The organism is Agromyces marinus (genome assembly GCF_021442325.1).
Taxonomy (GTDB): Bacteria; Actinomycetota; Actinomycetes; order Actinomycetales; family Microbacteriaceae; genus Agromyces; species Agromyces marinus.
Genome location: NZ_CP087879.1, coordinates 654,578 through 675,209 on the forward strand (window position 1 = coordinate 654,578; position 20,632 = coordinate 675,209).

Genomic DNA, 20,632 nt, shown 5'->3' on the forward strand with positions numbered 1-20,632 from the left:
CACCCTACGCCGGGGCCGAGAACCCGCGCCAGCGGTCCGCAGATGCGGTCAGGTGCGGTCGCGCACCTCGTCTGGCCACGCGACCACGAAGCGCTCGAACACGACCGGCTGGTCTACGCCCCAGTCGATGCCGAGAGCGGATGCCACGCGCTGCCAGTATCTGCGGTGGTTCTCGCGCCACGACGCGAGCGACCGGTCGCCCTCGCCCTCGTCGTAGGCGAACGCCGCGTCCACGCTGTCGAACGGTCCGATCCGGAGCTCGGTGCTGCGCAGGACAACCCGCGGTCGGCCAGTCGAGTCGCACGCGATCCAGTGACTGCCGATCCGGGGCAGTGGCTGCCCCTCCGCGGCGAACTCGGCCACGAGGCCCGCCGTCGCACGCTTCGTGCCGTCGAGCACGAGCCCGAGGAGTTCGTCGGTGAGTGCGGCGTGGTCGCCGAACACCTCGACCGACGGTGGTTCGGCATCCGTCGCCTCAGCGGGGTGCGCCGTGCGGTACGCCTCCCACATCGCCGCGGCCGCTGCCCGGTCGATCGGTGCGTTCGGTGTGCGTTCGTCATGGTGCTGCTCGGAGTCGGACACGGCGCCAGTCTGCCAGCGCGCGCCGCGCCCGGCATCCGCTCTCATGCGCCTGCCCGAAACCCGCCCCGGCAGGCGAGCCCACCCGAACCTTCGCGAGTGGGTGCCGAATGCACCGCCCGCGGGGTGCGGGCGGTGCAGATGGCACCCACTCGGGCGGGCGAAGGCGGGTGAAGGCGGGCGAAGGCGGGTGAAGGCGGCGGGCGGGCGGCTCGCCCGCACGACTCAGCCGAGCCGGCGGCGGTACTTCGCGAGCGCGACGACGTAGGCGACCAGCAGGATGCCGACCAGCCACGCGAGCGCCACCCAGATGTCGGTGCCGACGGGCTCGCCCGCGAACAGGGCGCGGATGGTGTCGACGATCGAGGTGACCGGCTGGTTCTCGGCGAACCAGGCGACCGGCGCGGGCATCGAGTCCGTCGGCACGAACGCCGAGCTGATGAACGGCAGGAAGATGAGCGGGTAGCTGAACGCGCTCGCGCCGTCGACCGTCTTCGCCGAGAGGCCGGCGACGACCGCGAGCCACGTGAGCGCGAGCGTGAACAGCACCAGGATGCCCGCCACCGCCAGCCATGAACCCGCCGACGCTCCCGTGCGGAACCCCATGATCAGGGCGACGCCGACCACGATCGCGAGCGCGACGAGGTTCGCGACGAGCGAGGTCAGCACGTGCGCCCAGAGCACGCTCGACCTCGCGATCGGCATGGACTGGAAACGCTCGAAGATGCCGCCCTGCAGGTCGAGGAACAGCCGGTACGCGGTGTACGCGACGCCCGAGGCGACCGTGATGAGCAGGATGCCCGGGAGCATGTAGTCGATGTACGACCCGGCTCCGCCGGTGTCGATCGCGCCGCCGAAGACGTAGACGAACAGCAGCATGAGCGCGATCGGCGTGACCGCCGTCGTGACGATCGTGTCTGGGCTGCGGAGGACGTGCGTCAACGACCTGCCGGTGAGGACGCCGGTGTCGGCGAGGGCGTGAGTGGTCATGATGCCTGCTCCTCTTCGGTCGGTTCGCCGACGAGCGCGAGGAAGACCTCCTCGAGCGACGGCTGCTTCTCGACGTACTCGACCTTCGCGGCCGGCAGCTCTCGCCTGAGCTCGTCGAGCGTGCCGTTCCGGATGATCCGCCCGCCGTGCAGGATCGCGATGCGATCGGCCAACTGCTCGGCCTCGTCGAGGTACTGCGTCGTCAGCAGCACCGTGGTGCCCGAGTCGGCCAGGGCCCGCACGGACTTCCAGACGTCGATGCGGGCCTGCGGGTCGAGCCCGGTGGTGGGCTCGTCGAGGAAGATCACGGCCGGGTCGCCGATGAGGCTCATGGCGATGTCGAGTCGCCGCCGCATGCCGCCCGAGTAGGTCGCGGCCCTCCGGCCGCCGGCCTCGGTGAGCGAGAACCGGGCGAGCAGGTCGTCGGCGATCCGCCTGGGGTGCTCCAGGTGGCGAAGCCGTGCGACCAGGACGAGGTTCTCCCTCCCGGTGAGCACGTCGTCGACCGCGGCGAACTGGCCGGTCAGGCTGATCGACTCGCGCACCTCGGCGGGCGCCGCGACCACGTCGTGGCCGTTCACCGTCGCGATGCCGGCATCCGCTGCCAGCAGTGTGCTCATGATCCTGACCAGCGTGGTCTTGCCCGCCCCGTTCGACCCGAGGAGGGCGAAGACGGTGCCGCGCTCGACCTCGAAGTCGGCGCCCCGCAGGACCTCGACCTCTCCGAAGGCCTTCTCGATGCCCTGCACCCGGATCGCGGGCGCGCGGGATGTCGCGGTGTTCATGGTGGTGGTTCCCTTCCGTTCGCGCCGGGCGGGCACGTGGCCCGGGGGCGTCAGCTCTCGTCGGCTTCGGCGCGTTCGATCGCGTCGGTCAGCCGCTGCTTCTCCTTGGTGATCCACTGCCCGTCGACGTAGTTCGCGAGGAACTCCTCGGCGAACGCGACGGGGTCCTCGCCGACGATCGCGCGGACGGGCGTGCCGTCGGCCGCCGCCTGCTCGAAGAGCGTGGCGAGATCGTCGAGCATCGTGAGCATCACGTCGCTCTTCGTGATGCCGCCCGCGTAGAGCACGTAGCGGTCGAGGGCCTGGGCTGCGGTGCGGTGGGCGCCGGGCAGCGCCTCGAGCCGTGCCTTGTACTGCTTGTACTGCTTCTTGTCGTCGAGCGATCCGGTGATCGTCTCGATCCACTTGGCGGCCATGTCAGTCTTCCTTCCGGTGGAGTTGTTCGATGCGGTCCGCGAGGAAGCCCCACGTCCGCCAGAACTCGTCGAGGTCGCTGCGACCCCGGTCGTTGAGCGTGTAGACCTTGCGCGGCGGCCCCTTCTCGGAGGGGACCTTGACGACATCGACGAGCCCGCGCTGCTCGATCCGCACGAGCAGGGCGTAGACGGTACCCTCGGCGATGTCGGCGAACCCCTGCTCGCGCAGACGCGCGGTGATCTCGTAGCCGTACGCCGGCGCGCTCGCCAGCAGCGCCAGCACGATGCCCTCGAGCGTGCCCTTGAGCATCTCGGTCATCTGCTTGCCCACGAGGCCCCCTTCGCTATTCGGTGTTGCTGAGTACTGGTACATAGTGACACGAAGTACCGGTACCTAGCAAGACCGAATAGTGCGGGCGCGACGGCGCGTCAGATCGGCAGCGGCCGGTCGTCGACGATCGTCTTCATCACGAGCGTCGACTCGACCCGGCGCACGCCGGGCAACGCCGAGAGCCGCTCATCCCACAGCCGCTGGTACGCGGCGAGGTCGGGCACGGCGACGCGCAGCAGGTAGTCGGGGTCGCCGAAGAGCCGCAGCGCCTGGATGACCTCCGGGATCTCGGCGACCGCCGCGTCGAACGTCGGGACGGTCGCGCGGTTCGCCTGCTCCATGGTGACGAACACGAGCGCCCCGAAGCCGAGCCCGACGCGCTCCGGATCGATGACCGCCCGGTACCCCGTGATGGCGCCGGATGCCTCGAGCGCGCGCAGGCGCCGGTGCGTCGGCGACATGCTGAGCCGCACGCGATCGGCGAGGTCGGTGAGGCTCAACCGCCCGTCCTGCTGCAGCTCGGCAAGGATTCTCCGGTCCGTGGCATCCATGAGGTGGATTCTTCCACTCGCACGGCGTTGCGTGGCGGAATCGGGAAGCGGCCTCCATCGGCCCCGGCATATCGTTCCGAGGTCGGTTCCGAAGGGAGGACGTCGTGGACGCCCAACTGCTGCTCGCGTGCTCGGTCATGATGGTCCTGATGGTGCTGCTGCCAGGACCGGACTGGGCGTACATCCTCGCGGCGGGCATGCGCGAGCGCAGCATCCTGCCGTCGCTCGCGGGCATCCTCGTCGGGTACCTCGCAACGGTGTCGGCCGTCGCGATCGGCGTCGGCGCGGCCGTCGCCGCGCTGCCCGGCTTCATCGTCGCCCTCACGTTCGCGGCGGCCGTCTACCTCGCCTACCTCGGGGTCCGGGTCCTGCGTGACCCGCCGGTGGTGGTCGCGCAGGGCGCGGGAACCGAAGCGGATGCCGGTGGCGCTCGAGCCGTGGCATCCGCTCGCCCCTGGCTGCGCCTCGCGCAGGGCGCCGGGGTCTCGGGGCTCAACCCGAAGGGCCTGCTCGTGCTCGTGGTGCTGCTGCCGCAGTTCACGGATGCCGCGGGGTCGTGGCCGATCCCCGTGCAACTGGCCGTGCTCGGCCTCATCTTCGTCGCGGCGTGCGCGCTCGTGTACTCGGTCGTCGGCTACGGCGCGCGGACGGTGCTCCGGATGCGACCGTCGGCGATGCGCGTGGTGTCGCGCGTGTCGGGTGCGTCGATGATCGTGCTCGCGGTCGTGCTCGTCGTCGAGCAGGTGGCGCACGTCGTGCAGGCGTAGCCTGTGCGCGTGGACGGGGAACCCGCGGGGCACGCGAAGTACGACGTCAAGAAGGCCCACCGCGGGCTGTACGCGCCCGGCGCAGGCGACTTCGTGCTCGTCGACGTGCCGCCCATGCAGTACCTCGCGGTCGACGGGCACGGCGATCCGAACACCGCTCCGCAGTACGGAATCGCCGTCGAGGCGTTGTTCGGCACCGCGTACGCGGTGAAGTTCGCGAGCAAGCGGATGTCGGGGCGCGACTTCGTCGTCGCGCCGCTCGAAGGGCTGTGGTGGGCGGATGATCCGGCGTCGTTCAGCGCACGCCGGAAGGACGAGTGGAGTTGGCGGCTGCTCATCCACCAGCCGGACTGGATCGACCAGGCCGCGGTCGCAGCCGCCGTCGAGGCGACCCGCGCCAAGCGCGAGAACCCGGCGCTCGACCGGCTGCGGCTGGAACGGCTGCACGAGGGGCAGTCCGCGCAGATCCTGCACGTCGGCCCGTACGACGCGGAGGCGCCGACGCTCGCGCGGCTGCACGACGAGTGGATGCCCGGGCGCGGACTGACCTTCGCCGGCCCGCACCACGAGATCTACCTGAGCGACGCGCGCCGCACGGCTCCGGAGCGGCTCCGGACGGTGTTGCGCCAACCGGTCCGTCGCGCGGCCGGCGCCGACGCGGCGCTGTAGTCTCGCCGCACCGGGTTCGACGCGAGGGGGCACCCATGGCAGGTTTCGAGATGGACGAGGTCATCGCGGCGTCGCCGCGACGGGTCTTCGAGGTGCTCTCCGACCCGAGCAGGGCGACGGAGTTCCTCGAGAACGTCACCGAGAGCACGAAGCTCACCGACGGGCCGATCACGACGGGCACGCGATTCCACGAGACGCGGGTCGTGAACGGCAAGGAGGCGAGTGCCGAACTCGTCGTCGGCGCCTACGAGCCCGACACGAGGGTCGAGATCGGCACCGAGGCCGAGGGCATCTCGGTGCTGTACCGCTACGAGCTCGCGCCCGAGGGCGACGGCACGCGGGTCACGTGGACGTGCGAGCTGCAGGCGGAGGGATTCCGCAAGATGATGCTGCCGATGGTCGCCGGCGTCATGAAGAAGGAGGACGGCGACCACCTGCAGCAGCTGAAGGCGTACCTCGAGGAGCAGTGACGCCCGCCGGGCGCTACCAGATCACGGCGATCGAGGCGTTCGCGAGCGTCAGGATGCCGATCGACCAGAACACCGCGGGCGGCACCGAACCGGTCTTGCGCTGGCGGCCGGCGCCGATCCCGAGGAGCGCGCCGATCACGATGAGGATGACGAGCTTCGTGCCGATCTTGGCGTAGTTCAGGTCGCCTTCGATGCCCCAGGGGGCGGCGAGGGCGAGCCCCGCGACGGCGGCGATGGCGAGCCCCCAGTGCATGACGCGCGTGATGCCGCGCTTGCCGTTGAACACTTCGACGACCCAGGCGCCGAAGAGCACGGCGAAGCCGACGAGGTGCACGATCAGGACGATGTCGCGGAGGGTTTCCATGCCGTTCACGCTATCGCGTGGCCGCCGATCACGGCAGGGTCGGGGTCAACCGATCTGCTCGGCCAACGCGAGGATGATCCCGTCCGGTCCGCGCAGGTAGCAGAGCCGGTACGCGTCCTGGTAGTTCCCGACCTCGCGCAACGGCTCGACGCCGTGCGGGCGCAGGCGCGCGAGCGTGTCGTCGAGGTCGTCGACCGCGAACATGATGCGGTGCAGGCCGAGGGTGTTCGGCGGCGGTGCCGCCGGCGACGGTGCGGATGCCTCGGGGTGGAGGTACTTCGACAGTTCGAGCCTGCCGTGCCCGTCGGGCGTGCGCATCATGGCGATCTCGCTGCGGATCCCGTCGAGTCCGACAGCCTGGTCGGCGAAGAGGCCTTCGTTGTGGGCGCGACCTTCGAGTTCCATGCCGAGTTCGGCGAACAGCGCGATCGCGGCATCCAGGTCGTCGACGACGATGGCGACGTTGTCCATGCGTTGGATGGTCATGCGTCGAGCGTACGGCGGCCGGGTGCAGCCCGGCCGGTTGCGTCTTGACGCGCGGCCGCGACCGGACGAGGGTGATCACGTCAACCGCGATCGCGCGGGGTGCCGCGCACAGGGGAGCGAACGCATGCAGACCACGACCGACCTGACCACCGAGCAGATCGCCCGAGCGTTCTCGGGCCACCGGTTCGACCTCGCGCTGCAGCATCTCGCCGACGACGTCATCTGGACGTCCGTCGGCGGCGGCCCCCTGGTCGGCCGAGAGGCGGTGGCGACGGCCATCGAGCGCACGGCCGCCGAACTGGCCGACGTCACGACCGAGTTCCAGCGGTTCCGCTCGGTCGTGGGGGAGGAGAGCGTGGTCGTCGACAGTCTCGCCCGCTACACGGATGTCGACGGAGGCGTGTCGATCGTGGCATCCTGCGATGTCTTCGACTTCGCTTCCGACGGCCGGATCACCGAGATCGTGTCGTACATGATCGAGCTGCCGAACTGACGGGAGGGTGAGCATGAGCGACGGTCGGCTGACGTTCCGCGCGACCATCGGCGTCGACGTGAAGGGCGAGACCTGGAGCTGCGTCGAGATCCCCGACTCGGCCGAGTTCTTCGGAACCGGCAAGGCGGTCCGGGTCGACGCGAGCGTCGACGGGGTGCGCCTCGAGAACGTGGGCGCGATGGTGACCGGGCAGGGCGGGCACATGGTGTCCCTGAACGCCGCTGTGCGGAAGGCCCTCGGCAAGGGCATCGGCGACCCGGTCGACGTGGTGATCACGCGACGGTAGTCGGGAGCGCCGGCCCCGGCACCAGCAGGGTGAAGGCACCGCCGCGTCAGTGCGGCCCGCGCCGCCCGAGCGCCCCCGCGAACACCGCGTGCAGCAGCGGGACGACCGAGACCCCGAGCAGGATGCCGCCCCAGACCGGCTCGTCGACCCGCAGCAGGATCCCGCCCAGGAACAGGCCCACGAAGATCACCGCCGACACGATCCGGCCGGCGGTGCGCTCGAGGCGCGACATCCGCTGTTCGATCCGCGGCGACTGCGCGACGAGGCGGCCCTCCTCGATGCGGTCGACGATCCGGTCCAGGCGGCCGGGCAGCCGCCAGGCCGTGCCGGCCGCCGCCAGCGCCTCGCGGCCGAGCGACTGCACCACGTTGCCGCGCTCGTCGCGAAGCAGCTTCGCGGCGTAGGGCTCGACGGCGTCCCAGATGTTGAACTCGGGGTCGAGCGAGCTGCACATGCCCGAGGTCAGCGACATGGCGCGGATGATGAGCAGGAAGTTCTCGGGCAGCTGGAAGGGCTGCGTGCGCATGGTCTCGCCGAACTCGATCGCGAACCTCCGCAGCTCGCGCTCGTCGACCTGCGCGAGTTCGGCGAAGCCCATCCCGCCGAACCGCGCGAACAGTTCGGTCATCGCGCGCTCGAGCTCCGCGGTCTCGGCGGTCGGAAGCAGGAACCCGACGCTGCGGAACGCCTCGACCACGCGGGCGCCGTCGCGTGAGGCGACCGCGATCATGAGCTGCTGCAGGGCGTGCCGCAACCCGTCGGGCACCTGGCCCATCATCCCGAAGTCGATGAACGTGAGCTGCCAGTCCGGGGCGTCGGGCGGGGCAGCGGATGCCGCGGCATCCGTCTCGCCGGTGCGCATACCGACCCCGGTGCGCATGCCGACCGGGGTGACGAAGATGTTCCCCGGGTGCGGGTCGGCGTGGAAGTACCCGTCGCGGAAGAGCTGGTCGAACATGACGGCCGCGAACCGGTGCGCGACCTGCTTCGGGTCGATGCCCGCCGCGACGAGCGAACCCCGGTCGCTGATCTTGATCGCCGTCACGTCGGCGAGCGTGAGCACGCGGCGGGTGGTGCGCTCCCAGACCACCTCGGGCGCGGCGACGCGCGCGTCGCCGGCGAAGCTCGCCGCGAATCGCTCGGCGTTGCCGGCCTCGTGCAGGTAGTCGATCTCCTCGAGGCTGGTCGTGGCGAACTCCTCGACGAGCGAGGGCAGGTCGACGCGGCGAGCGACGAACCCCACGCGGCTGAGCCAGCCGGCCACGCGGCGCAGCGCCGCGATGTCGACGTCGACGATCACCTCGATGCCGGGTCGCTGCACCTTCACGACGGCGTCGTCGTAGCCCATGTCGGCGGCGTCGATAGGGGAGAGGCGGGCGCGGTGCGCCTGGCCGAGGGATGCCGCGGCCAGCGGGGTCGGGTCGAACGACGCGTAGGCGCGCTCGAGCGGCACGCCGAGCTCGGCTTCGGCGAGGCGGCGGATGTCGTCGAAGGGCACGGGCGGCACTTCGTCCTGGAGCCCGGCGAGTTCGCGCGTGATCTCGGGCGGCAGCACGTCGAGTCGGGAGGAGAGGTACTGGCCGACCTTGATCATGAGCCCGCCGAGGTCGACCGCGAGCACGTGGAAGCGCTGGGCGATGCGGGTCAGGCGCGCTTCGCGCCCGCGCGCGACGATCCCGGACAGCCCGAATCGGGGCAGCACGATCTCGTACCACCAGGTCTGCACGATGTATCGCGCGGCGAATCGGAGGATCCGCCGGTAGCGGGCGCGCGTGTTCCCCACATCGGGCATCCTGCCGGTCGGATGCCGACGTGTCGAGGGCACTCGGTCAGCCCTGGGCGAGGATCGAGTACAGCCGGCGGCGTGCGTCTTCCAGCACCTCGACGGCTTCCTGCACCTGCTCGGGGGTGCCGCTTCGGCCGACCTGCGCGGCCGCCTGTGCGAGTTCGATGCCCGCCTTGGGCAGTGGGCCCGACATGCCGAAGTCTCGACCGCGCCCGCCGGCGCCGGGGCCGCCGACGCCGCTGCCGGGCGGGGTGGGCCAGGGCGGGGTGCGACCGGCGGATGCCTCGGCCTCGGCCGTGCCCGCCTCGGTGAGCGTGTACGTCTTGCGCCCGCCCTCCTCTCGGGCGGTGATGAGGCCCTCGTCGGCGAGCAGCTGCAGGGTCGGGTAGACCGAGCCCGCGCTCGGCTTCCATGCGCCGCCGCTGCGCTCGGCGATCTCGGTGATGACCTGGTAGCCGTGCATGGGCTTCTCGGCCAGGAGCGCGAGGACCGCTGCGCGGACGTCGCCCTTGCCCATGCGCGGTGCGACCTTCTGCTCGAACATGCCGCGCAGTTGCTCCATGGCCTCCCAGAGGCCCTGGCCGCCACGGCCGCCCGGCCCCCAGTTGCCCGGGCCGCTGCCGAAGCCGCCGCCGGTGTACGAACCTGAATCGCTCATGATGACCTCCTCGAGCCGGGCCCTGATCGGGTCTCGACGATATGTCAACGATATATCGTTCTCGGGCCCTCGCGGCGGTGAATGGCGGCGAATCCAGCCGTCAGGCGCGGTCGGGCGTGCGCGAGTACCACTCGACGAGGTTTCCGCCGTCGAAGGAACGCACGCCGTCGAGCGAGAAGGCGGTCGGCGCGAAGACGGGACCGAATGCCGGGATCCCGGCGCCCGCCACGACGGGGTAGCGCTTGATCACGAGTTCGTCGATCTCGTCGAGGAGCTGCCCGGCGAGCCGCCCGCCGCCCGCGAGGTAGATGTCGAGGCCGGAGTCCTCGGCCTTGAGTGAGCGCACGGTCGCGGACGCCTCGCCGGCCGCGATCGTCACGGCAGGGTCGGGGGCGTCGAGAGTGCGTGAGAAGACGACCTGGCGAAGATGCGAGTAGGGGGAGGTCACGCCGGCGCGCAACGCGATGTCGTAGGTGCGGCGCCCCATGACGACCGTGTCGAATCGGCTCGGCGCGACATCCGCTCTGCCGAGCTCGTCCCGGTACGCGGCGGGCAGCGCGTCGCCGTAGTCGTCGACCATCCAGGTCAGGTACTCCTCCGACCCGGAGAAGAACTCGACCTCGTCGTCGGGGCCGGCGATGTACCCGTCGATCGAGAGTGCGATGTAGTAGATCAGTTTTCGCATGGCTCCTCCGTCGTCGCGTTCGCGGACCTCGGATCAACCACTCTACTCATAGTGGTTAGAATGGCAAGCACTCATCGCTGTGCAGCGGAGGTCGGGCGCTGGCCGCCGGGCCTCGGTCGCTGGGCCTCGGTCGTTGGGCTCGAGGGCGGAATCGAGGGGGTAGGCGGATGGTTCGGAATCCCGGGCGGCGTCGGCAGCTGCTGGACGCCGCGGTCGAGGTGATCGCCGACCACGGCAGTCGCGGGTTGACGTTCGGTGCCGTCGACCGGGAGGCCTCGGTGCCGGCCGGCACGGCCTCCAACTACTTCGCGTCGCGCGATCAGCTCGTCGACGAACTCGCTGCGCATGTCTTCGAACGGCTCGCACCTGATCCGGTCGAGGCGGCGAGACGGATGGCGCGGGCGCACACCCGAGACGCGGAGCGCGACCTCATGCGCTGGCTCGTCGAGCGGGCGGTGGCCGATCGTTCGGCGCACCTGGCGTTGTTCGAGCTGCGGCTCGAGGCGACCCGCAACCCCAGGCTCGCTCCGGCCGTGACCGGGCACTTCGCGGGGAATCTCGCGGCCGCGACCGCCGACCACGTGGACGGCGGATTCCCGGGCGACGAGTCGACGGCGCTCGTGCTCTACCTGGCGGTGAGCGGGCTGCTCCTCGAACATCTGACCATGCCCGACCTGCTCGGCGAGGAGCGGGTGCAGCACATCGTCGACCAGGTCGTGGCGACGATCGTGCCGCAGAGATGAGCCGGATCGCGCGACGCGCGCCCCTCGGATGGGCGCGATCAGCCCGACCGCGGCCCGGCGGGCTCGAGGACCGGCTTCGCCGCCGCCGCCGGCACCGCCCCCTTCCGCCGCCCCGGAGCGTTCGCGACGAACACTCCCGCCACGAGCACCGCCCCGCCCACCGTCTCCCACACGTTCGGCACCTGCCCGAGCAGCACCGCCGCCGACGCCATCGCGACGACCGGCGCGAGCAGCACCCACGGCACGACCGACGCCGAGCGGTTCCGCGCGAGCAGCCCGTTGAAGATCGCGTAGCCGACGAGCGTGCAGAGCCCCGCGGTGTAGAGCGTCGACAGCAGCGGCCGCCACCCGAACGCGGCGATGCCGGCGGCGATCGCGTCAGGCCCCTCGATGAGCGCCGACAGGCCGAGCGCGGGCAGCGGCACGACGAGCGACGACCACACGGTGAGCGAGAGCGCGCCGAATCGCCGTGCCGGTGCGACCGGGCCGGCCTTCCGCGAGATCACGTTGCCGACGGCCCACGACAGCGCGGCGAGCAGGCACAGCACGACCGCGAGTGCGGGAGCGTCGCCGCCCCGGCCGAGGGCCACGACGCAGAGCCCGACCGTGCCGAGCAGCACGCCCGCGACCTGGAGGCGCGTGGGCCGCTCGCGCAGCGCGAGCGCGGCGACGAGGATCGTGAGCACGACCTGCGCCTGCAGCAGCAGGGCGGCGATGCCGGGTTGCAGTCCGAGCGCGATCGACGTGTAGAGCAGCGCGAACTGGCCGAGGCTCATGAAGAGGCCGACGCCGACGACGGTCTTCCAGCTCGCGAGCGGGCGCGGCACCAGGACCACGGCGAGGGCGACGATCGCGAAGCGGATGGCGACGAAGAACAGCGGTGGGATGCCATCCATGCCCCAGTCGATCACGACGAAGTTGAAGCCCCACATCGTCGCCACCAGCGCGGCCAGCAGCATGTCGCGTCTCGTCATGGGTCAAGGTTCGCCCGCGGCATCCGGAAACACCAGCGACCATTTCTGCTCATGAATCGGTAGCATCGCTGCATGATCGATCTCGAAGCCGTGGTCGCGCTGCGCGCGGTGGCCACGAACGGCAGCGTTGCGGCGGCGGCAGATGCGCTCGGGTTCACGCCCTCGGCGGTGTCGCAGCAGATCAAGCGCCTCGAGCGCGGCACGCGGGTCGCGCTGCTCGAGCGGGCGGGTCGCGGGGTGGTGCTGACGGATGCCGCTCGCCAGCTCGTCACGTCGTCGGCGACGGTGCTCGCCGACCTGGAGCGCATCGAGGCCGACCTGCATCTCGCGAGCAGCGCGACGGGGGCGGATGGCGCGGCGGCGCGCCGCATCACCGGCGAGGTGCGCGTCGGCGCGTTCTCGACCGCGGTGCGGGGGCTCCTCGTCGACGTGCTGCCGCGCCTGCGCGAGGAGCACCCGGAGCTGCGGGTGCCGCTGCGCGAGAGCGAGCCGTGGGAGACGATCGCGCTCGTCGCGTCGGGTCAGCGCGACCTCGGCATCGTGCACCGGTGGGGCGAGGTCGCGCTGGCGATGCCCGATCACCTCGTCGAGACGGCCCTGTTCACGGATGTCGCGGACGTGATCCTGCGCCGCGAGCACCCGCTCGCGCTCGCCGGAGCCACGGAGCTCACGCCGCAGGACCTCGCCGAGGAGGAGTGGGTCGCCACGTTCGACTCGACGATCTGCCGGCAGTGGCTGCGGCGCCTGTTCGACGGCGTCTCGAACGCGCCGCGCATCGTGCACGAATCGATGGAGTTCGAGAACCACCTCGAGCTCGTCCGCGCCGGGCTCGGGGTGGCGTTGGTGCCGCGTCTCGGGCGGTCCCCGCTGCCAGACGATCTCGTCGCGATCCCGACCGTGCAGCCGGCGTCGGTGCGCGGCGTCGTGGCAGTGCACCGCCGAAGCCAGGCGGACTCGCCCGCGCTGCAGGCGGTGCTCGATGCGGTGCGGGTGGGCGCGGCGGGGCTTCACGCCGGCTGAGGTGCGCCTGTGCACCGGTCGCGCGTATGGGGCTCGTCGGCAAATACGAAGGGCATCATGCCGCCGTTGCGTCGCGGAGTTCGGAATCGCGCACGCCCGCCGAGTCGTGGCACTCGGGCCGGGTCGATGTGGGGTGGTGGGATGAACCACACGTCGGTGGGGCCGGGCCGGATCTGCCAGCCGTCGCGGTGGATCATGTGGTGGCAGAAGGTGCAGAGCATGACACCGTTGGAGAGGTCGGTCGGGCCGGCGTCTCGTTCCCACCAGCGGATGTGGTGGGCTTCGACGTAGCCGATGTTCTGACCGCACGACGCACAGCCGCCGTCGCGCTCGCCGAGGGCGAGGCGCTGCGCCTTGGTGAAGAGTCGCGCTGCCCGTCCGAGGTCGAGCGGGAGGCTGTCGCCGCCCAGCACGGCGGGGATGAGTTCGGCGTCGGCCGCCATCCGCCGGGCGGTCGATGCGGAGATCGGCTGCTCGAGGCCGTCGATGCGGGCGTGCCCGAGTTCGTTGACGAGGGCGTCGAGGTCGACGCGCACGACGACGGTGGTCTTCGCGAGCGGGGCGGCCGTCTGGGTGCAGCCGAGTGTGTGGCGGGCGAGTGCGGCGAGCGCGTCGGCCTGGATCTGCGGGATGGACCGCCGGTCGTCGACGACCGGCGCGAGGTCACCCGCGCCGGGCTGCCGCCGGCGCAGTGCGTCGCCGGCCAGCGCCTCGATCGCAGCCTTCACCGGCGCAGCGCTCTCGGGATCGAGGCGGGCGTGCAGGTGCACCATCCCGTGGTGGTCTTCGCGCATCGTCACGGAGCGCTCCATGCGCAGCTCGTCTTCGCGGGGTTCGACGCCGTCGGGATCGAGCCGCGCCTCGGCCTCGCGCACCCCTCGCATGAGCGTCTCGAGCGGTACGCGCGCGGCCAGGTCGACGAGCGCCGACTCGACCGCGAGGACCCGGCCCGCCTCAGCCCGAGCCGACGCCCGGTCGAGCATCGACGTGATCGCCGACGCCGCCTCGATCCCGATGGTCGCGGCGGCGAGGGCGGTGGCGACGAGCGGATGCCGCGCCGGCATCCGCTCACCGCTGAACGCCTGCCGCTCGGCCGTCGCCGTACCGACGGCGATCAGCCGGTGCGCGTCGGCCCGCGAGCCGCCCGTGGCGGCCGCGATCAGGCGGACCGGATTGTGGAACCCGTGCGCCTTCGCGAGCCCGTCGACGCCGAACTCGGGCCCGGACCGTTTCGCCACCTCGGCAGCGACCCTGGCGAGCACGACGTCGACCTCACGCCGGGCTTGGGCGAGCGCATCGGCGACCTGCACCAGCCCGGCATCGCCCATCCGTTCCACCTCGACCTGAGCCGACCCGCTCGCCGCGCCCCACGCCGGCATCGCACTCGCCCACGCCTCCCGCAGCGCGGCCACGCCGCGCTCGAGCGCAGCGAGCGCGTGCTGCGCCGGCTGCGCCTGCTGCGCGGGTGGCGGGGGCCGTTCCATGCTTCGATCCTGCACCCACCCACCGACATTCGCTCGCACTGGAAATCATCGATGACCAGCGATTCTCCCTGTGGATGAATCGGGGCGAACGCACCCTGTGGAGGAAGAGTCAGCAGAACGCGCCGAGCCCCTCGGGAAGCGTGGAGGAACGCGGTCGACGACGCGTCGATCGGGTCGTCGCGCACGGATGCTGCCTGCCGCCCCGCACCGACCGCCCCGGCCCTCGCCGGCGCTTCCAGCTCTCTCGCCCCGGCGAAGCGTCACGCCACCCGAAGGCGGCGAGCCGCGGCATCCGCTGCCTCAGCTCAGCGCGACCAGCAGGCTGAGCACCGCCAGCACGGCGACGACCGGCGTCATCGTGTACCGCTCGGGCTTGCTGCGCGAGATGGCGTTCATCACGATGCCGAGCACGAAGTAGCCGAACACGATCCACATGCCCACCGCCGAGACGGCGTCGGGCACCACGTCGATCACGTCGACGCGGTCGAGGGCGAGCACCGCGATGACCGTGTAGACGACGATCGACACCAGGCTGCCGATGCGAAGCCCGGTCGGCAGCACTCGGTGCGCGCCGCCCCACGCGAACCGGCCGAGCGGCGACCCGAGCGCCAGCGCGAGCTGGAACACCGCGAGCAGGGCGAGGATGACGGTCAGGGCGATCGCGGCGGCCATGGGCCGAGCGTATCGACTGGCGGCGACCGGCTGACACTCTGCGCCTGGCGGCGGCGCCGGCGGGGATGCGGCGGCGGGATCGTGCACCTTCACGTCGAGCGGCATGAGCGTGCGCGCGCCGTGCTCGAGCGGCCGGTCGTGAGCGGATGCCGCGTCGGCGGGCTCCGCGGATGAGGGATCGTGGAACGCGGACGCGATCGCCCAATGCCTGCTCCCGGCGCGGCGGAGGTCGCGCTAGACTTGCTGGGCGGTGGGCCACTGCCGGAGGTCCGGTAGCGGTTGTCGCGCCCCCGCTCGTGTGGTCGGATACCGTGATCGCGTGCCCGAAGACCCCGCTGCTCCTTCGAGCGACATCTGCGCGCATGCGCGGCATCGATCCGGTCGTACCACTTGGGCGGTTCGAGCCGCCGCAGCCGGCATCGGCATCGCCGTCATGGTGTGGTCGCTCGCCGTGATGTTCAACGACCTCGATTCCGAGTCGTTGGGTCCGCCGGTCGTATTCGTCGGCGGATTCCTCCTCGTTGTCGGGGCAGCGATCGCGGCGTGGTTCGATTGGCAGTACGACGCCCGGATCCGATTCGCAGAGGATCGTTCGTCGGGGTGCTTCATCATGCCGGTCATCCTCACGAAGCAGTTGCCGGCGCAGGTGGATGAGGCGATGACCGGCCTCGGCCAACGCAGGGCGTACGTGCCGCGGCAAGGCCAAGCGTTGCTCGCCGCCGACGCCGACGGGATCGAGTTACGCGCCCGGTGGGGCTCGCGCCCCGTCTTCTCCCTTCCGAGCGGGTCGATCCGCTCGGTCGAGATCGGGACGATCGCCTTTCCGCTCGGCGAAGCGACCGCCATCGACCTCATAGTGGGCACCGCGGGCAGGCAGCGGATCTCGCTGATGCCCATGCGCTCGACCCGCCGGTACTGGGGCACCGAGCGCCGCGAGATCATCGATTAGTACGCTGCCGGGCTTCGAGAGGCGCTGCGGGTCTCCGCGCTGCGAGCCGATTCGCGGATGCTCGACAGTTCGACCAGGGCAGTGGGAGACGGCGGCGAGCAGCGCGGCGCTGACCCCGGCGACCCGCCGCACTCGCCATAGAGTGGTCCCGTGCGCGTCAGGTTGCGGGGCTCCGGTGGCGCCGCGCGCTGGCTCATCGGGTACCCGTGGCTCACATTGCTGATCGCGTCGGTGTTCGTCGGCGAATTCGCGCCCAATCCTGCCTACGTTCAGGCCGCCGCGGATGACGCCGCCAAGCCGTTCGTGTTCGCGCTCACCGCGGTCGGGTGCGTGTTGTGGTTGCGGCTCCCGCTGCTCGGCGTGTGGTTCGGTCCGCATGACGTGCGGATCCGCAGCTGGTTCAGGACGACGACCGTCTCGGTGCACCGAGATCTGCGGTGCTCTCGTCAGGCGTGGAGCAGCTGGATCAACGACTGGAACGCCGACGGCAGCGGAAGCATGTTCAACGTGCTCGCGCTCACGTGGACGGATGACGCCAGCCGCCGTCGCGCGGGCGTCTACTACGGAACGCTCGCCCATTGGAAGGCCGTACGGAATCAGGCAGCGATCATCGAGGCGTTCGCGCAGGCCGCCTGGATCGACCCTTCACCCGAACTTGCGCGTGGATACGCCCGGGGCGCCGAACGTCAGGCCGTGATCGATGCGATCCCGGCCGCCGGCCGCCGTGTCCGTTCGCCTGGCCAGATAGCCTGAACCCCGTGCTTGCCCTAGTCCTGGCCGTCACGTTCGGCCTCAGCGTCGGAACGCTCCAGGCCTACGCCTACCTCCCGCGCCCGCAACGTCTGCCGTCGGTCGCGATCGCCGTCGTGCTCGGGGTCGGCGTCGGGTATGCCGGATGGGGGCCGGGCGGGGCAACGATTCCCGCCATGGCGATCGTGTTCGCTGCCGTCGTTGCTCAGGCGCTGGTCGGCGGCCTGCGCCTCACGGGTCACCCTCTCGCGACGGGCCTCGGCTACTGGGCCCGCGTTTGGCTTGGCGTCACGCGCGCGAGCTCGCTCCGCCGCACGCCGGCTGCAGCCGAGAGATGACTGCCATCAGGCGCACGTCGTCCGCGCCACGCATTCCGCTGACGAACGCTTTCGCGCGCCGGCCTGCGCACGTCAGAAGGGGCTGGTGCCGCGCCCGATCGACCCGGCCTGGCGAAGGGCTTCAAGGGCTCGCCGTTGTTCGTGGGGCTCTCGTTCGACCTGCAGCGCGGCGACCGGGTCGCGGTGCTCGGCTCGAACGGGTCGGGCAAGTCGACGCTACTCGACGTGCTGATCGGTGAGACCGAAGCGGATGCCGGGACCGTCCGTTGGGCGAGGGGCGTCAGGTTCGTCTCGTACAACCGGGTCTACGCCGAACTGGATCTCGACGACACCGTCGGGCACGCGGTGAACGCGTACCCGGATTCGCTGGCGTTCACGGCGACGAAGAAGAGCGTGAACCGGTTCCTGTCGATGCTGCAATTCTCGGAGGCCGACCTGCAGCAGAAGATCGGCACCCTCTCCGGCGGCCAGCGCGCCCGCGTCGCGATCGCCCAGTGCCTGCTCTCCGGCGCGGCGGTGATCGTGCTCGACGAGCCCACCAACCACCTCGACATCACCTCGACCCAGGTGATGGAGCGGGCGCTCACCCACTTCCCTGGCGCGGTGATCGTGGTCTCGCACGACCGCTTCTTCGTCGACAAGCTCGCCGACCGGCTGCTCGTGTTCGACGGCGGGCCGCGGGTGCGGGAAGTGGCGGCGACCGGGGCGCTCTGACGCCGCGATCAGGCCCGATTCCGGATGCCGCGGGAGTTCTGGATCACGTCTGGATTACGTACGCACGGCGAACCGCACGGGCCGCCAGCACCGAGAGCGAGTTCCAACACAGAGCCTGCTTTCCGTACCCCGACGGGGTAAGACGAGTCCTGGAGGCACTGCCCGGCGCTCGAACTGGCGGTGGACGCCCTACGGCGACCTGGGTTCGGTGAGGTGTTCGGCGCCCTGGCGCCTGGCGGTGCGCAGTCATCCAACCCGTGGCGTAGACGTGTGAAGCGCCGAGAACGATGCATGACGGCGGCCCGCGTACATGAACTAGAGCCTGATTCAATGCTATAACACGGGGATTTGAGTCCGACCGCGGCTTAGTCACGGAATAGGTCCCGCCGTGTGACGTGGGCTACTCCACGGAAACGAGTGCGTGGGCCCACACCGGGAGATGGACGAGGCTGGCGTCGAGCCGTCGTTGAAGTCCCGGGGTTAGACGAACGCGATTCAAGTCGCGAAGATAAGAAGCGTGTTCATCGGCCAAGCGCGCTCGGAGTTCGCGGACGCTAGCGCCCTCAACTCGACGGATCTCGTCAGCGCGGGCAAAAACTGAATGCTTCATCAAGTCGTGATACGTGTACTCGCCTGGGTCCTTCGAGATGTAGTTGTCGTAGGCCGCATCGACAAGATTCGGGTCCTGACGCCAGAGTTCAGATGCCAGATCGACCGGCAGATACCGATGAATCCGCTCGACATAGTATCGAGCGGGGGCGCCGCCAGAAGTTCGCAGCTCTATGTGGTTGCGATGCTCAGAGAATCCGATACCGTGGGACACCCCTTGGAGGCCCACGGCGCGCAACAACACGGAAAAGTAGCCACCGTAGAGAGCGAAAGCCCGCTTTCCGCGCCGAGAAATGGTGGCGACGGACGACGCATATTCCGCAAGGCGCGTTGCGTTAGCAGGATCGACCTCTTCGAGGTTGTCGATCCAGATCACCACCTCTTCCTCATCGGAGGATCCGATCGATGTAGCGAGATGTCTTGGGTCCTGAGCCGCGAAGACGCGCCTGAGCTTCGGGCGGTTCTCGCCGGCGGCAGCGACAGTGCATCTCCACAGCAGGTCATTGGCGTCGTCGATCCACGTCTCGCCCGGTGTTGCCATGAGATACGGTGCCAAAACCCACCGCGGAAGCTTCGCGTCCGCCTGGGGTAATGACCGACCAAGTCGTCGGGCGTACTTCTCGAATTGCTTCGGGGCCAGACTCGTGTACGCGGTGTTGAAGCGCAACCAAGCCTCAGCAACTGTGCGGGCGAAATCCTCGGTCCACGCTTCGGGACGAACGACTCCGTGCTGCCTGAGCTCATCGGATATGTGCAGAATCTCGGCCAGCGCCACGTGCGAACGCTTGGGGGCGCCGTTGTGATACTGAAATAGGGGAGTGCGAGGGTCAATGGCGTATGGCCTATCGACGGCCGCCGAGAGCGAGAGTACAAATCCCTTTGTTCCCTCCGCCTGGTAGGCCGCGATCGTCCCAGGTACGATTAGGCCGTCGTACTCACTAGTCAGCTCGCGAAGTGTTTCTTGGTCTGTGGACCCGTACGCAAGAAAATGCGAGAAGTCGTCAAACACTCTTCGACCTCTCTGCCTGCAACTTGGCGACGAGCCTCGCGCGGACCGTGCGACTGCGTTGCTGGGGTCTGGCGAGCACGAGGATTCGCATGCTTGCTCCGTCCAAAGTCATGACTCCGATGCCGTTCTCGGCTGCCTGAAGTAGCCCCGTCTGCTTGGGTAGGCCTCTCGTGACGATCCAGCTGCGATCGAAGGAGAGCCGGTTATACATAGCCTGCTCAAGCGCACGTTGGAACGATGCTAGCTTCAATTCATAGGCCGATGTCGTACGAGTGACCGACAGCGTCGCAAGGTCAACCCGTCGTCCATTCCACGGAAACTCGGAGACAACGAGCGTGCTCTCTCGCACGCGGCCGGTGGCGCGAAGAAGGTCCAGAAGAGGTGGAAGGAGAAGAGCTTCTTCGTGATTCTGAATGCGGGGCTCCGAGAGCCATGGCATGACGACCATCAATCGCCATCCAATTCGAGGGCTTCAGCGGCTATAGACAGCGATGGGGTTCGTTCTTCCGCTTGAGTCGCTTGGAGTTCGGCCTTCTGAACGGCCCTGTACGGTGCCAGGACGAGGAGGAAGAGGATCGCGCCAGCTAGGAAAACTCCGGCCGATATGTACAAGAAGATGTGTGCGGGAGTAAGCCCGAAGAAGTCCTTAAGCATCGCGAGGATGCATGCAGCGACCATCGCGATGGCAAAAGCGAGTGCGAACCAGAAGGCCAGGCGTACCCGCCGCCCCACGCGCGATGCCGCCCTGTGTGCAGCGTCGTCGAGCGAAAGCAACTGCTGATAGACCCGAGTCGCCTCCATCGCCTCCCCCGGATCGACGCGAGTCAGGTAGCGGTCGGTGCCGTTGTCGTAGTCGCGAAGAATTTCGTTCAGCACGCCTCGAAGCTTCTTCAGCTGGTCGGTGGCTGCGAGCTGCAGTCGAGCTGAGACCTCTGCGGCGCGCTCCCCAAGCTTGTTGGCCAGGCCAGGTGCATGGACGACGACGAACCAGATGATTGCAAAGCTTGCAAGCGCGCAAGGTATTCCGACCGCAAGAATCGCCCCCTGCCCCAAG

At 69.8% G+C, this 20,632-nt stretch carries 27 protein-coding genes; 11 read left to right on the forward strand and 16 right to left on the reverse strand.

Going from position 1 to position 20,632, the window contains the following annotated elements:
• Window positions 1–48: 48 nt before the first annotated feature.
• The 6 genes from DSM26151_RS03105 to DSM26151_RS03130 all read right to left on the reverse strand — a co-directional run bounded on the left by DSM26151_RS03105 (window position 49) and on the right by DSM26151_RS03130 (window position 3,652).
• Complete coding sequence (locus DSM26151_RS03105) at window positions 49–510, reverse strand: ASCH domain-containing protein (RefSeq protein ID WP_234661780.1); 462 nt, start codon at window positions 508–510, stop codon at window positions 49–51.
• A gap of 294 nt (window positions 511–804) precedes the next feature.
• A complete protein-coding gene (locus tag DSM26151_RS03110) occupies window positions 805–1,569 on the reverse strand; it encodes an ABC transporter permease (protein ID WP_234660968.1) in 765 nt (254 codons plus the stop codon).
• Window positions 1,566–2,354 carry an ABC transporter ATP-binding protein gene (locus DSM26151_RS03115; RefSeq protein ID WP_234660969.1) on the reverse strand — a complete coding sequence of 263 codons (789 nt, stop codon included), beginning with the start codon at window positions 2,352–2,354 and terminating at the stop codon, window positions 1,566–1,568. The genes DSM26151_RS03110 and DSM26151_RS03115 overlap by 4 nt, the downstream gene beginning before the upstream one ends.
• A 50-nt stretch (window positions 2,355–2,404) precedes the next feature.
• Window positions 2,405–2,770: a DUF1048 domain-containing protein gene (locus tag DSM26151_RS03120; protein WP_234660970.1), complete on the reverse strand. Its 366-nt coding sequence runs from the start codon at window positions 2,768–2,770 to the stop codon at window positions 2,405–2,407.
• A 1-nt stretch (window position 2,771) separates the two neighbouring features.
• Entirely contained in the window at window positions 2,772–3,101 is a 330-nt protein-coding gene (locus DSM26151_RS03125) for a PadR family transcriptional regulator (RefSeq protein WP_234660971.1), read from the reverse strand.
• Window positions 3,102–3,199: 98 nt separating this feature from the next.
• Window positions 3,200–3,652 carry an Lrp/AsnC family transcriptional regulator gene (locus DSM26151_RS03130; protein ID WP_234660972.1) on the reverse strand — a complete coding sequence of 151 codons (453 nt, stop codon included), beginning with the start codon at window positions 3,650–3,652 and terminating at the stop codon, window positions 3,200–3,202.
• A 104-nt stretch (window positions 3,653–3,756) separates the two neighbouring features.
• Here DSM26151_RS03130 and DSM26151_RS03135 point away from each other — a divergent pair, with 104 nt between their 5' ends.
• Genes DSM26151_RS03135 through DSM26151_RS03145 form a run of 3 tightly spaced genes read left to right on the forward strand, consistent with a single transcriptional unit; the run spans window position 3,757 to window position 5,558 of the window.
• Window positions 3,757–4,419 (forward strand): LysE family translocator, encoded by a 663-nt coding sequence (locus tag DSM26151_RS03135; protein ID WP_234660973.1) that lies wholly within the window; start codon window positions 3,757–3,759, stop codon window positions 4,417–4,419.
• A gap of 9 nt (window positions 4,420–4,428) precedes the next feature.
• Window positions 4,429–5,088, forward strand: coding sequence for a GyrI-like domain-containing protein (locus DSM26151_RS03140; protein WP_234660974.1), 660 nt, complete (start codon window positions 4,429–4,431; stop codon window positions 5,086–5,088).
• Between the two features lie 35 nt (window positions 5,089–5,123).
• Window positions 5,124–5,558: an SRPBCC family protein gene (locus tag DSM26151_RS03145; protein WP_234660975.1), complete on the forward strand. Its 435-nt coding sequence runs from the start codon at window positions 5,124–5,126 to the stop codon at window positions 5,556–5,558.
• Between the two features lie 13 nt (window positions 5,559–5,571).
• On the opposite strand, the gene DSM26151_RS03150 is transcribed toward DSM26151_RS03145, so the two are convergent.
• Together DSM26151_RS03150 and DSM26151_RS03155 are read right to left on the reverse strand one after the other, a co-directional pair.
• Window positions 5,572–5,922, reverse strand: coding sequence for a Fe-S protein (locus DSM26151_RS03150; RefSeq protein WP_234660976.1), 351 nt, complete (start codon window positions 5,920–5,922; stop codon window positions 5,572–5,574).
• 45 nt (window positions 5,923–5,967) lie between these two features.
• A complete protein-coding gene (locus DSM26151_RS03155) occupies window positions 5,968–6,408 on the reverse strand; it encodes a VOC family protein (protein ID WP_234660977.1) in 441 nt (146 codons plus the stop codon).
• A 124-nt stretch (window positions 6,409–6,532) separates the two neighbouring features.
• On the opposite strand from DSM26151_RS03155, the gene DSM26151_RS03160 reads away from it, so the two are divergent.
• A complete protein-coding gene (locus tag DSM26151_RS03160) occupies window positions 6,533–6,901 on the forward strand; it encodes a nuclear transport factor 2 family protein (protein ID WP_234660978.1) in 369 nt (122 codons plus the stop codon).
• 13 nt (window positions 6,902–6,914) lie between these two features.
• On the forward strand, window positions 6,915–7,187 hold the full coding sequence (locus tag DSM26151_RS03165; protein ID WP_234660979.1) for a DUF1905 domain-containing protein: 273 nt from the start codon (window positions 6,915–6,917) through the stop codon (window positions 7,185–7,187).
• A 46-nt stretch (window positions 7,188–7,233) separates the two neighbouring features.
• Here the strand turns inward: DSM26151_RS03165 and DSM26151_RS03170 are convergent, their stop codons facing one another.
• From DSM26151_RS03170 to DSM26151_RS03180, 3 genes are all read right to left on the reverse strand, one after another.
• The gene (locus DSM26151_RS03170; protein ID WP_234660980.1) at window positions 7,234–8,979 is read right to left on the reverse strand and encodes an ABC1 kinase family protein; all 1,746 of its coding nucleotides are present in this window, start codon (window positions 8,977–8,979) and stop codon (window positions 7,234–7,236) included.
• Between the two features lie 37 nt (window positions 8,980–9,016).
• Entirely contained in the window at window positions 9,017–9,631 is a 615-nt protein-coding gene (locus DSM26151_RS03175; RefSeq protein ID WP_234660981.1) for a PadR family transcriptional regulator, read from the reverse strand.
• 100 nt (window positions 9,632–9,731) lie between these two features.
• Window positions 9,732–10,316 carry a dihydrofolate reductase family protein gene (locus DSM26151_RS03180; RefSeq protein WP_234660982.1) on the reverse strand — a complete coding sequence of 195 codons (585 nt, stop codon included), beginning with the start codon at window positions 10,314–10,316 and terminating at the stop codon, window positions 9,732–9,734.
• A 167-nt stretch (window positions 10,317–10,483) separates the two neighbouring features.
• On the opposite strand from DSM26151_RS03180, the gene DSM26151_RS03185 reads away from it, so the two are divergent.
• Window positions 10,484–11,059, forward strand: a complete 576-nt coding sequence (locus DSM26151_RS03185) for a TetR/AcrR family transcriptional regulator (RefSeq protein WP_234660983.1) — start codon at window positions 10,484–10,486, stop codon at window positions 11,057–11,059.
• Window positions 11,060–11,097: 38 nt separating this feature from the next.
• Here the strand turns inward: DSM26151_RS03185 and DSM26151_RS03190 are convergent, their stop codons facing one another.
• Window positions 11,098–12,033, reverse strand: a complete 936-nt coding sequence (locus DSM26151_RS03190) for an EamA family transporter (protein WP_234660984.1) — start codon at window positions 12,031–12,033, stop codon at window positions 11,098–11,100.
• 72 nt (window positions 12,034–12,105) lie between these two features.
• Between DSM26151_RS03190 and DSM26151_RS03195 the strand changes: the two genes are divergently transcribed.
• Window positions 12,106–13,053, forward strand: coding sequence for a LysR family transcriptional regulator (locus tag DSM26151_RS03195; protein ID WP_234660985.1), 948 nt, complete (start codon window positions 12,106–12,108; stop codon window positions 13,051–13,053).
• On the opposite strand, the gene DSM26151_RS03200 is transcribed toward DSM26151_RS03195, so the two are convergent.
• Window positions 13,041–14,537 (reverse strand): HNH endonuclease signature motif containing protein, encoded by a 1,497-nt coding sequence (locus DSM26151_RS03200; protein WP_234660986.1) that lies wholly within the window; start codon window positions 14,535–14,537, stop codon window positions 13,041–13,043. The genes DSM26151_RS03195 and DSM26151_RS03200 overlap by 13 nt on opposite strands.
• A gap of 300 nt (window positions 14,538–14,837) precedes the next feature.
• Window positions 14,838–15,209: a hypothetical protein gene (locus tag DSM26151_RS03205; protein ID WP_234660987.1), complete on the reverse strand. Its 372-nt coding sequence runs from the start codon at window positions 15,207–15,209 to the stop codon at window positions 14,838–14,840.
• Window positions 15,210–15,819: 610 nt separating this feature from the next.
• Between DSM26151_RS03205 and DSM26151_RS03210 the strand changes: the two genes are divergently transcribed.
• From DSM26151_RS03210 to DSM26151_RS03225, 4 genes are all read left to right on the forward strand, one after another.
• Window positions 15,820–16,158 (forward strand): DNA polymerase, encoded by a 339-nt coding sequence (locus DSM26151_RS03210; protein WP_234660988.1) that lies wholly within the window; start codon window positions 15,820–15,822, stop codon window positions 16,156–16,158.
• Between the two features lie 231 nt (window positions 16,159–16,389).
• Window positions 16,390–16,911 carry a hypothetical protein gene (locus tag DSM26151_RS03215; protein WP_234660989.1) on the forward strand — a complete coding sequence of 174 codons (522 nt, stop codon included), beginning with the start codon at window positions 16,390–16,392 and terminating at the stop codon, window positions 16,909–16,911.
• A 5-nt stretch (window positions 16,912–16,916) separates the two neighbouring features.
• Window positions 16,917–17,246, forward strand: a complete 330-nt coding sequence (locus DSM26151_RS03220; protein ID WP_234660990.1) for a hypothetical protein — start codon at window positions 16,917–16,919, stop codon at window positions 17,244–17,246.
• A 141-nt stretch (window positions 17,247–17,387) separates the two neighbouring features.
• Window positions 17,388–17,960: an ATP-binding cassette domain-containing protein gene (locus tag DSM26151_RS03225; RefSeq protein ID WP_234660991.1), complete on the forward strand. Its 573-nt coding sequence runs from the start codon at window positions 17,388–17,390 to the stop codon at window positions 17,958–17,960.
• A 400-nt stretch (window positions 17,961–18,360) separates the two neighbouring features.
• Here the strand turns inward: DSM26151_RS03225 and DSM26151_RS03230 are convergent, their stop codons facing one another.
• Both DSM26151_RS03230 and DSM26151_RS03235 read right to left on the reverse strand, forming a co-directional pair.
• Window positions 18,361–19,344 (reverse strand): hypothetical protein, encoded by a 984-nt coding sequence (locus DSM26151_RS03230; RefSeq protein ID WP_234660992.1) that lies wholly within the window; start codon window positions 19,342–19,344, stop codon window positions 18,361–18,363.
• 681 nt (window positions 19,345–20,025) lie between these two features.
• Window positions 20,026–20,631, reverse strand: coding sequence for a hypothetical protein (locus tag DSM26151_RS03235; protein ID WP_234660993.1), 606 nt, complete (start codon window positions 20,629–20,631; stop codon window positions 20,026–20,028).
• Window position 20,632 lies beyond the last annotated feature (1 nt).

Bases quoted from the DNA above. Each gene is read 5' to 3' on its own strand.
- DSM26151_RS03200 (WP_234660986.1), bottom strand. From the start codon at position 14,537: ATGGAACGGCCCCCGCCACCCGCGCAGCAGGCGCAGCCGGCGCAGCAC.
- DSM26151_RS03175 (WP_234660981.1), bottom strand. From the start codon at position 9,631: ATGAGCGATTCAGGTTCGTACACCGGCGGCGGCTTCGGCAGCGGCCCG.
- DSM26151_RS03165 (WP_234660979.1), top strand. From the start codon at position 6,915: ATGAGCGACGGTCGGCTGACGTTCCGCGCGACCATCGGCGTCGACGTG.
- DSM26151_RS03155 (WP_234660977.1), bottom strand. From the start codon at position 6,408: ATGACCATCCAACGCATGGACAACGTCGCCATCGTCGTCGACGACCTG.
- DSM26151_RS03195 (WP_234660985.1), top strand. From the start codon at position 12,106: ATGATCGATCTCGAAGCCGTGGTCGCGCTGCGCGCGGTGGCCACGAAC.
- DSM26151_RS03210 (WP_234660988.1), top strand. From the start codon at position 15,820: ATGCCGGTCATCCTCACGAAGCAGTTGCCGGCGCAGGTGGATGAGGCG.
- DSM26151_RS03170 (WP_234660980.1), bottom strand. From the start codon at position 8,979: ATGCCCGATGTGGGGAACACGCGCGCCCGCTACCGGCGGATCCTCCGA.
- DSM26151_RS03185 (WP_234660983.1), top strand. From the start codon at position 10,484: ATGGTTCGGAATCCCGGGCGGCGTCGGCAGCTGCTGGACGCCGCGGTC.
- DSM26151_RS03160 (WP_234660978.1), top strand. From the start codon at position 6,533: ATGCAGACCACGACCGACCTGACCACCGAGCAGATCGCCCGAGCGTTC.
- DSM26151_RS03145 (WP_234660975.1), top strand. From the start codon at position 5,124: ATGGCAGGTTTCGAGATGGACGAGGTCATCGCGGCGTCGCCGCGACGG.
- DSM26151_RS03115 (WP_234660969.1), bottom strand. From the start codon at position 2,354: ATGAACACCGCGACATCCCGCGCGCCCGCGATCCGGGTGCAGGGCATC.
- DSM26151_RS03120 (WP_234660970.1), bottom strand. From the start codon at position 2,770: ATGGCCGCCAAGTGGATCGAGACGATCACCGGATCGCTCGACGACAAG.
- DSM26151_RS03130 (WP_234660972.1), bottom strand. From the start codon at position 3,652: ATGGATGCCACGGACCGGAGAATCCTTGCCGAGCTGCAGCAGGACGGG.
- DSM26151_RS03110 (WP_234660968.1), bottom strand. From the start codon at position 1,569: ATGACCACTCACGCCCTCGCCGACACCGGCGTCCTCACCGGCAGGTCG.
- DSM26151_RS03205 (WP_234660987.1), bottom strand. From the start codon at position 15,209: ATGGCCGCCGCGATCGCCCTGACCGTCATCCTCGCCCTGCTCGCGGTG.
- DSM26151_RS03180 (WP_234660982.1), bottom strand. From the start codon at position 10,316: ATGCGAAAACTGATCTACTACATCGCACTCTCGATCGACGGGTACATC.
- DSM26151_RS03190 (WP_234660984.1), bottom strand. From the start codon at position 12,033: ATGACGAGACGCGACATGCTGCTGGCCGCGCTGGTGGCGACGATGTGG.
- DSM26151_RS03105 (WP_234661780.1), bottom strand. From the start codon at position 510: ATGTGGGAGGCGTACCGCACGGCGCACCCCGCTGAGGCGACGGATGCC.
- DSM26151_RS03150 (WP_234660976.1), bottom strand. From the start codon at position 5,922: ATGGAAACCCTCCGCGACATCGTCCTGATCGTGCACCTCGTCGGCTTC.